Source organism: Streptosporangium sp. NPDC002607 (assembly GCF_053592655.1).
In genome coordinates, this window is the sequence record NZ_JBSFWD010000116.1 from 1 (window position 1) to 9,715 (window position 9,715).

General features: G+C 69.3%; 8 protein-coding genes. 1 reads left to right on the plus strand and 7 read right to left on the minus strand.

Translation table 11 applies throughout. The annotated features are described in order from the left end of the window. The first annotated feature begins 15 nt into the window (after nucleotides 1-15). On the plus strand, nucleotides 16-2,265 hold the full coding sequence (locus tag ACWD3H_RS46855) for a heavy metal translocating P-type ATPase (protein ID WP_451959687.1): 2,250 nt from the start codon (nucleotides 16-18) through the stop codon (nucleotides 2,263-2,265). Nucleotides 2,266-2,654: 389 nt separating this feature from the next. Here the strand turns inward: ACWD3H_RS46855 and ACWD3H_RS46860 are convergent, their stop codons facing one another. From ACWD3H_RS46860 to ACWD3H_RS46890, 7 genes are all read right to left on the minus strand, one after another. Continuing rightward, on the minus strand, nucleotides 2,655-4,172 hold the full coding sequence (locus ACWD3H_RS46860) for an MFS transporter (RefSeq protein WP_451959688.1): 1,518 nt from the start codon (nucleotides 4,170-4,172) through the stop codon (nucleotides 2,655-2,657). Beyond that, complete coding sequence (locus ACWD3H_RS46865; RefSeq protein WP_355568214.1) at nucleotides 4,169-4,777, minus strand: TetR/AcrR family transcriptional regulator; 609 nt, start codon at nucleotides 4,775-4,777, stop codon at nucleotides 4,169-4,171. Before ACWD3H_RS46865 ends, ACWD3H_RS46860 begins: the two co-directional genes overlap by 4 nt. A 383-nt stretch (nucleotides 4,778-5,160) precedes the next feature. Beyond that, nucleotides 5,161-5,913: an SDR family NAD(P)-dependent oxidoreductase gene (locus tag ACWD3H_RS46870; RefSeq protein WP_451959689.1), complete on the minus strand. Its 753-nt coding sequence runs from the start codon at nucleotides 5,911-5,913 to the stop codon at nucleotides 5,161-5,163. Nucleotides 5,914-6,088: 175 nt separating this feature from the next. Then, entirely contained in the window at nucleotides 6,089-6,811 is a 723-nt protein-coding gene (locus ACWD3H_RS46875) for a hypothetical protein (protein WP_451959690.1), read from the minus strand. 292 nt (nucleotides 6,812-7,103) lie between these two features. Continuing rightward, on the minus strand, nucleotides 7,104-8,021 hold the full coding sequence (locus ACWD3H_RS46880) for an aldo/keto reductase (RefSeq protein WP_451959691.1): 918 nt from the start codon (nucleotides 8,019-8,021) through the stop codon (nucleotides 7,104-7,106). After that, nucleotides 8,018-9,070, minus strand: a complete 1,053-nt coding sequence (locus tag ACWD3H_RS46885) for a hypothetical protein (RefSeq protein ID WP_451959692.1) — start codon at nucleotides 9,068-9,070, stop codon at nucleotides 8,018-8,020. Before ACWD3H_RS46885 ends, ACWD3H_RS46880 begins: the two co-directional genes overlap by 4 nt. 300 nt (nucleotides 9,071-9,370) lie before the next feature. Beyond that, nucleotides 9,371-9,715 (minus strand): TCP-1/cpn60 chaperonin family protein (locus ACWD3H_RS46890; protein WP_451959693.1); only part of this gene is annotated, 345 nt, incomplete at its 5' end.

A 9,715-nucleotide genomic window follows, 5' to 3' on the forward strand; every position in this document is an offset into this window, starting at 1 on the left:
CGAAAGGAGCAGGTGATGTCCCCCCTCACCGACGACAGGCCGCAAGGCACGGTCGAACTCTCGATCGGTGGCATGACCTGCGCGTCCTGCGCCAACCGGATCGAGCGCAAGCTCAACAAGCTCGACGGCGTGAGTGCGACCGTCAACTACGCCACCGAGAAGGCCAAGGTCACCTTCAGCGAGGGCATCGACCCGCAAGAGCTCATCGCCGAAGTCGAGAAGACCGGCTACACCGCCGCGCTTCCTGTGAAGCCGGACAGCGGCACACAGCAGGACGGACCACAGACCGACCCGGCCGATGAACTTCAGCCGCTGCGCCAGCGGCTGGTCACCGCGGTGGTACTCGCCGTGCCGGTGATCGCGATGGCGATGATCCCGGCGCTGCAGTTCACCAACTGGCAGTGGCTGTCGCTCGTCCTGGCCGCACCGGTCGTGGTCTACGCGGGCTGGCCCTTCCACCGGGCCGCGTGGATCAACCTGCGCCACGGCGCCGCCACTATGGACACTCTGGTCTCGCTCGGCACCATCGCCGCTCTCGGCTGGTCGTTGTGGGCGCTGTTCCTCGGCAGCGCGGGTACCCCGGGTATGACTCACCCGTTCGCGTTCACGATCGAGCGCACCGACGGCTCGGGCAACATCTACCTCGAGGCGGCCGCGGGCGTGACCGCGTTCATCCTGGCGGGGCGCTACTTCGAGGCCCGCTCCAAGCGCCGCGCCGGCGCCGCCCTGCGGGCCCTGCTGGAGCTCGGCGCCAAGGACGTCGCCGTACTGCGCGACGGCCACGAGAGCCGCATCCCCTCCGACCAGCTCAAGGTCGGGGACCGGTTCGTAGTCCGGCCCGGCGAGAAGATCGCCACCGACGGTGTGATCGAAGAGGGCTCCTCCGCCATCGACGCCTCCATGCTCACCGGCGAGTCGGTGCCGGTCGAGGTGGGTCCCGGCGAGACGGTGACCGGCGCCACCGTCAACGCCGGTGGCCGCCTGCTCATCCGCGCCACCCGCGTCGGCGCAGACACCCAGCTCGCCCAGATGGCCAAGCTGGTCGCCGACGCCCAGACCGGCAAGGCCCAGGTCCAGCGGCTGGCCGACCGCATCTCCGGGATCTTCGTCCCGATCGTGATCGCGCTGGCCGTCGGAACGCTCGGCTACTGGCTGGGCACCGGCGACGGTGTCGGTGCGGCCTTCACCGCCGCGGTCGCCGTGCTGATCATCGCCTGCCCCTGCGCCTTGGGCCTGGCCACCCCGACCGCGTTGCTGGTCGGCACCGGTCGCGGAGCCCAGCTCGGCATCCTGATCAAGGGCCCCGAGGTCCTGGAATCCACCAGGAAGATCGACACCGTCGTGCTCGACAAGACCGGCACCGTCACCGAAGGCAAGATGACCCTCACCGACGTCCACCTCGCCGACGGCGAGGACGCCACCGAGGTGCTGCGCCTGGCCGGCGCCCTGGAGCACGCCTCCGAGCACCCCATCGCCCAGGCCGTCGCCCGGGGCGCCGCCGAGCGCGTGGGAGAGTTGCCCGCCGCCGAGGACTTCGCCAACCTCGAAGGCCTCGGCGTCCAAGGCATCGTCGACGGGCACGCCGTGCTGGTGGGCCGTCCCGCACTGCTCGCCGAGTGGTCACAGCACCTGCCGGTGGAACTGGAACGGAAACTGCAAGCGGCTCAGGCCGCCGGCCGTACGGCCGTCGCGGCCGGCTGGGATGGGAAGGCCCGCGCGGTGCTGGTGGTGGCCGACACGGTCAAGCCGACCTCGGCCGAGGCCATCCGCGATCTCCGAGCGCTGGGACTGAGGCCGGTGTTGCTCACCGGCGACAACGAGACCGTGGCCCGGTCGGTGGCCGCCGAGGTCGGCATCGACGAGGTGATCGCCGAGGTGCTGCCCGCCGACAAGGTCGACGTCATCAAGCGCCTGCAGGCCGAGGGCAGGTCGGTGGCCATGGTGGGCGACGGCGTCAACGACGCCGCGGCACTGGCTCAGGCCGACCTCGGCCTGGCCATGGGGACCGGCACCGACGCCGCCATCGAGGCCTCCGATCTCACCCTGGTCCGCGGCGACCTGCGGGTGGCCGCCGACGCCATCCGCCTGTCCCGCCGCACCCTGGCCACCATCAAGGGCAACCTGTTCTGGGCCTTCGCCTACAACGTGGCCGCCCTGCCCCTGGCCGCACTCGGCCTGCTCAACCCCATGATCGCCGGAGCCGCCATGGCGTTCTCCTCGATCTTCGTGGTCGGCAACAGCCTGCGCCTGCGCCGCTTCAAGTAAGACCAACTTCATCTGAGACCGCTCGGCTTCGAGCGGACATCGTGACGGCCTCCGGCATTGTGCCGGAGGCCGTCACGCCATTTTCCGGAAACCAGACCCGTGCGGACAGTCGATGGCCCGAACCTCGATGACTCCGGCAGCAGAGTTCAGTTCAGCGCCCAGCGGGCCTGAATCCCCTCGAAAGTTGAGCCGTCCTCACCGGCGTCGAGCGACTCCCGCACCAACGGCCCGGGTCGTAAGCTCGGCAGCGTAACGTGGCACGGGTGCCCTTGGCCTTCACCCGCGCCCGGCGCCCTGCCAGGTCCAGGTCCAGGTCCTCGATGTTGAGGCCGAGCCGCCCATCGGCCTGATCGAAGAACAAGTCACCCCTGGTCGGCGGCGTGTGGCGATCAGTTGTGCCCGGCGGTGACATCGAGGTCGCGCGGGACGAGCCACCAGACGGCGAGCGCGGCGGCGAGCATGAGCACTCCCCCGGCCAGCCCGGTCATCTCCAACGACGAGGTGAACGCCACCTTGGCCTGCTGGGCCAGGTGCGCTCCCGTGGCTCCGGTCTGGCGGGCGACCTCGAGCGCGGCGGCCAGCGACTCGCGGGCGGCATCACCCGCGGCGGCCGGCAGCGCCTCCCGGTACACGGCCGCGGCGACGCTGCCCAGCACCGCGACGCCGAGTACGCCGCCCAGTTCGTAGCTGGTCTCCTCGATCGCGGCGGCGCTGCCCGCCTTCTCTGGCGGCGCACCGGCCATGATGACCGCCGAGGCGATCGCCAGCGAGCCCATACCCAGCCCGATCAGCAGCAGCGACACGGCGATCCACGGATAGGTGACGGGCGCGGCGTACAGCACGCCGAATCCCAGCCCGGCCACCGCCAGCCCTCCGGCCAGTACCGGGCGGGTTCCGACGCGCACCGCCAGCGAGGGCGCCAGCGGCGACAGCACCAGCGCGCCCAGCGCGGTCGGCAGCAGCCGCACGCCGGTCTCCAGCGGGGAGTAGCCGCCTGCGAGCTGCATCCACTGCGCCATCAGCAACATCATCGCCGCCATCCCGATCGACGTGCTCAGCGCGGCGATCGTGCCCGCGGTGAACGGCCGGCTGCGAAACAGGCGAATTTCCAGCAGCGGGTCGGACCGGTTCAGGCAGCGCCGGACGAACCAGGTGAGAACCACCACGGCGAGGCCGAGGGTGAGCCACGGGCCGATGCCGGCCGGGCCCTCCTTACCGAACTGCTTGATCGAGTAGACCAGGGTGACCATCCCGGTGATCGACAGCGCCGTGGCGAACACGTCCCAGCGGCCCGGGCGCGGGTTGCGCGACTCAGGGAGCAGGAAGAGACCGGCGACGATCGCCACCGCCATCACCGGAACGTTCACCAGGAACGCCGCGTGCCAGCTGAAGTGCTCCAGCAGCAACCCGCCCAGAATCGGCCCGAGCGCGCCGCCCAGGGCGGCCATCGCGGCCCAGACACCCAGCGCGGTCGCCCGCTCCCTGGGGTCGGTGAACAGGGTGCGGATCATCGACAGCGTGGACGGCATGATCATGGCGCCGCCGACGCCGAGCATCGCCCGCACCGCGATCACTTCGCCGGGTGAGTCGGCCCAGAGCACCACCGTGGAGGCCAGCCCGAACAGTGAGAAACCGGTGAGCAGCATCCTCTTGCGGCCCCATCGGTCACCGAGCGCGCTCACCGTGACCAGCAGACCGGACAGCACCAGCGCGTAGACGTCCACCATCCACAGCAACTCGACCGAACCGGGACGCAGGTCGGCCGAGATCGCGGGCAGGGCGACATTGAGGATGGTCATGTCCATGACCACCAGCAGCAGGCTCGCCGACAGTACCGCCAGCCCGGCCCAGCGCCGCCGCCGCGACACACCGGGCTCCGTCGACGGCGCGTAGGAGGTGCGCGTCATGCCCTTCTCCCGGCCTTACCCTGCGAACCGCCGCCATGGTGAGGATCGTGCTCGCCGGCGCCGCGGAAGAAGGTCTCGTGCAGCATCCCGGGAAGGTCGCGCCGTGCGACGTCGCCCCGGTTCAGGCTTTCCCGTACGGCGAGCAGCAGGCCGTACACCGTATTGCTGATCCACCGCACCGGCAGGTCGGCCCGCAGGACCCCGGCGCGCTGGGCCGCCTGGTAGAGCGCGATCTCCCTGCCCTCCAGCTCGTCACCGCGTTCTCGCAGCTCGGGCACCGACATCACCAGGTCGGTGAGCGCGAAGTTGTACTCCTCGGCCTCGCCGATCAGTCCACTCAGCATCTCTCTCAGAGCGGTGGTGATCACCACCGGCTCCACGGAGCGGGCGGCCTGCTCGATCCCGGCCCTGTACTGGGCCTCCTCCCATCGATCCAGCGCGCGGTGGCCGAGTGCGAGCAGCAGTTCTTCTCGACCGGTGAAGTGCCGGTGCAAGGTGGCGCGGCTCACTCCGGTCGCCTCGGCGATGTCGGCCATCGACGCGGCCGGGTCGTGGTTGAGGTGCTGGATCGCGGCGACAATGATCTGATCGCGACTCACAGCCATCAGTCAACTCCGTATCGTTTGCGACATATATGTCGCAAACGATAACTGATTGTCTGAACCATTCGCGTCGCCGGTGGGCCGATCGACTCGTTCGCAGCAGGCCTTCGATGATCGCTGGCTGGGGCCGCAAGACTCGTCTATGCCGAGGCCTCGGTTCGCCGGCGGGATCCGCGCGGCCAGCTACTGGACGGCCCGGACCAGGAGGCTGCCAAGGGGCGGTGCTGACGGATCCGCGGCTGCCGGAAAGCCCCGAGACCCCGCCGGCCGAGCACGCCCCGGTCCTGCACCTGGCTTTGCGTGATGTCGCCTCCCGGCTCGGTGTCGACGTCAGCGTCGATGAGGAGGGGCGGCTGCACGTGGCCAAGGTGCCACGCCGCACAGGTCTAGATGGACCGGTGCATGCCCCCGTCGACGGTGAAGGTCTCTCCAGTGATGTAACCTGCCGGCCCCGAGGCGAGGAACACGATGAGCGCGGCCGCTTCCTCGGCAGTCCCGAACCGGCCGGCGGGGATCAGTTTGCGGGCGAACTCCTCCCGGGCCTCCTGCGTGGGAAAGTGGGCGCGGAGTTGCTCGCTGTCGATTCGCCCCGGCGCCACGCAGTTCACGGTGACCTTCTGCGATGCGACCGTGCGCGAGAACCCCTTGGCCCAGAGAATGCACGCCGCGACCGCCGCCTGAGCCGCCGACACCGCGACGGGCTCAAGGATGCCAACGAGATTCACGACACGCCCCCGGCCGCCTGCCGCCATAAGGGGCAGAAATTCCTGGGCCAACCGCCGCTTGGAGTGGAAGTTGAGTTCGAACTGACTCTGCCACAGCGCCTCGTCGAGGTCGGCGCCCGCAGGTTCGGCGCGCCCGGCGTTGTTGATCAGGATGTCGAGTAGGCCAAGGCGTTCCTCCACTTGCTGTCTCAACCGTACCGCCGCGCTCGGGTCGGTAAGGTCGGCCGCCAAACAGAGGGGTCGCGGGTGGCCCTCGGCCGCGATCTCCTCCGCGAGTTCCTCAAGAAGGTCAAGCCGTCGCGCGACCAGAACGACCCGTGCTCCTTCAGCGGCCAACATACGCGACGTCGCCATGCCGATACCGGCGCTCGCACCTGTTACCAGGGCGCACCGCCCTGAGAGCCCAAGATCCATCTTCTCTCCTACGCGTCAGTGCCGGTGTCCGACGGCACGCGGAAATCGGTACGGGCGCCGCAACACTAGGTCCACGATCGCAAGCGTGTCAAGCAATCGCTTGATTTACTCTGGTCCTCTCGATGCCGAGCCGGTCAACCGGCGGTGATAGGGATCCCGGCAGTACTGACCTGTGCTAGCGCGAGCCGGGGAGTTCCGTTGCGGACGGCGTGGGTCTGCCCACGCAGGGATTGCCGGTGTCCCGGCAGGGGCCCCGGTAGCAACGGAGCAGAATCCAACGAGCCCGGCCTTGAACTGCGGTGATGTGGTGTTGCGTGCCGAGAAGGAAGGGACTGTCCGCCCTGGTTGTCGGCGCTGAGGGGATGATCCACGGGTCAGCGAGGTTATAGGGGCGGTGTACTCGGCGCGGGCCTGTTCGAGGGTGTCGGGGTAGCGCCGGGTCTTCGCCGTCTGGGCGCCCGCATTTCCACATGTTCGGCGCCTTCGACGACTTCCCGCGCGAGCTCATCGGCGAGGGCACCGTCGGCCGGGACTTCCTGTGCAGCAGGGGTTTCTCGGGTGCCGGTGGTGCGACGCGCCGCAGGAGCAGAAGCGCGAGCACAAGCAGCGCTGCAGCCGGCCCGCCGCTGATGATCGCGGCGGCGTGCAGTCCGGAGGCGAAAGCGTTGTGCACGGTTGCAGCCATCGCCTCGCCGAGCTCGCCGGGGAGGCGTTCGGCGATGGCCAGGCCGCCGCCGAGATTGCCAGCCGCCTCCCTCACCACGTCTGCGGGCGCGCCTGCCGGGGAGGCGGCCTGCACGTGGTTGCGGTACACGGCTGCCATCACGCTGCCGGTGGCGGCGACGCCGAAGGCCAGACCGAGCTCGTAGGCGGTCTGCCCGGCTCTGGTTGCGAGCACCGTTGGCGGCCATCGCCCGCCGCCGGGCACGGCGTCCAGGTGGAAGTCCGGACCGTTCCTCCTTCGTCTGCGTCGGTAGCACCCGAAGACAACCGAGTCCAACCAGCGCTCGGTCCACACCGCCGACGCCCGGGAACGCCCTCGTGGAGTTCCTCGACGAGGGGCGCGCCCGGGGCGCCGCCGAACTCACTGAAGACCGATGACGCTCTCGCTGAAGTTCAGGTGGCGCTCAACAAAGACCACAAGATCAACGCGGTGTGGGGCTCATAACGTGATCCTTACCGCCCCCCTCCTACCTCGCGCTGAGGCGGTCCCGCAGTGCGTCGTACACGTCCATCGGGAGTGGGCCCTTCTGGGCGGCTGCGACGTTGGCCTGCACGTGCGTTACCTGGGTCGAGCCGACGATCAGCGAGTGCAGATCTTGGTGAGTGAGGATGAAGCGGAGCAGGAGTTCCATCGTCGAAGCGCCGTCCGCCAGATCGTCCAGGTCGGCGGCGGCGAGTCGCGCGTGGCGGTCGGCGAGCGGCCGGCGCATCGGCTCCGGCATGGCCTCGGGCGGAGCCATGAGCGGGCGGGCGATTGAGCCGTGAGCGATCGTCCCCGCGCCGGCTGCCGCGGCGGCGCTGATGAGTTCCTCGTGGGAGCGGTCGAGCGCCGAGTAGGGGAGGAGGAAAACGTCGAACGCCCCGATCGCGATGTGCTCCGGAAGGTTGGGCAGATTCCCCGACATGCCGGTGAAGCGGATCGCGCCTTGGTCCTGGAGGGCCTGCATCTCGGCGATGGTGTCCTCGGCCTGCATCACGGCGACGCTCGGGCTCATGTGCACCATCAAGATGTCAAGGTGGTCGGTGCGCATCCGGCGCAGGCTCTGCTCGACGCACGCGCGGACGTTCGCCTTGGTGTAGACGTGCGGCGGAACCGTCCGCGGGTCACCGTCCGCGGCGAGTGGGCAGCCGCACTTGCTGGTGAGGACGAACTCGTCGCGCCGGTGGGAGATCCAGCGGCCGATGTGCTCCTCGGCGTCGCCGTAGTCCGGCGAGGTGTCGATGAGGTTCACTCCCGAGTCGAGGACCGTGTTCAATACCGTGCGGGCCTGATCGTCGCTTATCGGTTTGCCCCACGCCTGTGGCCCGCGCATCTCCATCGCTCCGTAGCCGAGACGGCTCGCCTGCAATCCGGTCCTTCCGAGCTTCGCGGTTGGCAGCGTCACGTCATCGTCCTCTCTTCGGTCTCGGCCGTCCTGGCGCGTCCGTATTCGGCCAGGGCGTGGAAGGCGGCCTTGGGTTCCCACGGCAGCCCCGGATAGGTCGTCCCTGTGCGGCCGTGCTCCAGGATCTTGACGATGCCGAAGCTGGCGGTGTCGAAGTCCCGTTCGGGCTCGGAGGCCGTCGGCAGGTCCCGGCGGGCGAACGTGTTGACGAACGCCGTGTCCGTGCCCTCCTCGTGGTAGATGTCGAGGAGTTCGCGCACGTATTCGGCTTGTTCTTCTTCGTCCCGCATGACGGCTGCGGTCAGGCGGGCGGGGCGGGCGCGTTCGTCCCATTCGACGATGGAGTCGCCGCGCCCGCCCAGAGCGGCGGCTCCGCGGTGGGTGGTGCAGCCGAACTCGGTGACGGCGAACGGCTTGCTCTGCGCGATCTGCGCGCGGAGACCCTCACGGAAACCGTGCGCGGTGGCCGCGTCGCGGTATCCGGCGTCGGTGGCGATCATGTCGAACGGAGCCCAGTCCACGCCTTCGAAGGGCAGGGAGGCGTAGCTGACTGGGCCGCCGAACCGTTCGCGCACCGCGGCGACGGCTCGGGTGAGGAAGGTGTTGACGCGGGCTGGCACTTCGGGGAGCGCGGCGCGCAGCCGCGCGGGCTCGGCCATCACGCCAAGCCGCTCCTCCAAGCTGTCTCCGGGCAGAAATCCGCTGGTGAGCAAGCTGATCTCGGAGCCGGTGAGGAATACGACGCGAGTCCCTGCCTGGCGTAGGCGTTCGGCACGTTCGGCACCGTCGACGATGAATGTCATCAGCTCGCCTTGGGTGAGGCCGTTGGTGAACGGCGAGTACCAGACCTCCAGGCCCGCGCGGGCGGCGTGGTGTGCGGCGGTCTCAAGGCGGTCCGGGTCTCCTCCGGTGATGCGGACCGCGTCGCAGTGCAGTTCGTCGCGGATGATCTGCATTTCGCGGCGCACCGTGTCCGGGTTGAAGGGCTCGTGGGTGGTGGTTCCGGCAGATGGGAAGCCGGTGTCGTAGGTGACACCGTAGGCACGCATCAGGGGCCTCCGTGTGTGGTTAGGGGGGATGCGGGCTGGGGCGGGCCGCGCTCTCGTACAGCACCCGAAACAGCGTCCTGTCGCGCAGCGGGAGGTCGTGACGCTGCCACAGGGATTCGAGATCCGGTGCCGGTCGATGACCTCGGCCTGCGACGGCTCTCGACCACGACGGGCCGGTCCTGGTGGGGTTGTCGATGCTGAGCGTTCATGACACGTATCCCCGATGCACATCGACGAGCCGGTCCCAAAGACTAGGAAATCCGCCAGCCCGCGTCCGCGACGCACAGGTTGAAGATCAGGCTAGAAGTCCATGTCGCCGCCGCCGGGCATGGCGGGAGCGGCTCCGGCCTTCTCGGGCTTCTCGGCGATGACGGCCTCGGTGGTGAGGAACAGCGCCGCGATGGACGCCGCGTTCTGCAGAGCCGAGCGCGTCACCTTGGCCGGGTCGATGATGCCCGTCTCGAACAGGTTGACGTACTCGCCGGTGGCGGCGTTGAGGCCCTCACCCGCGGGAAGGTTGCGCACCTTCTCCACCACGACGCCGCCCTCGAGGCCGGCGTTGACGGCGATCTGCTTCAGCGGCTCCTCAAGGGCCTTCTTGACGATCGCGGCACCGGTGGCCTCGTCGCCGGAGAGCTCCAGCTT

Excerpts from the sequence above, each read along its gene's own strand:
- ACWD3H_RS46855 (WP_451959687.1), top strand. The coding sequence starts at position 16 with ATGTCCCCCCTCACCGACGACAGGCCGCAAGGCACGGTCGAACTCTCG.
- ACWD3H_RS46860 (WP_451959688.1), bottom strand. The coding sequence starts at position 4,172 with ATGACGCGCACCTCCTACGCGCCGTCGACGGAGCCCGGTGTGTCGCGG.
- ACWD3H_RS46865 (WP_355568214.1), bottom strand. The coding sequence starts at position 4,777 with ATGGCTGTGAGTCGCGATCAGATCATTGTCGCCGCGATCCAGCACCTC.
- ACWD3H_RS46870 (WP_451959689.1), bottom strand. The coding sequence starts at position 5,913 with ATGGATCTTGGGCTCTCAGGGCGGTGCGCCCTGGTAACAGGTGCGAGC.
- ACWD3H_RS46885 (WP_451959692.1), bottom strand. The coding sequence starts at position 9,070 with ATGCGTGCCTACGGTGTCACCTACGACACCGGCTTCCCATCTGCCGGA.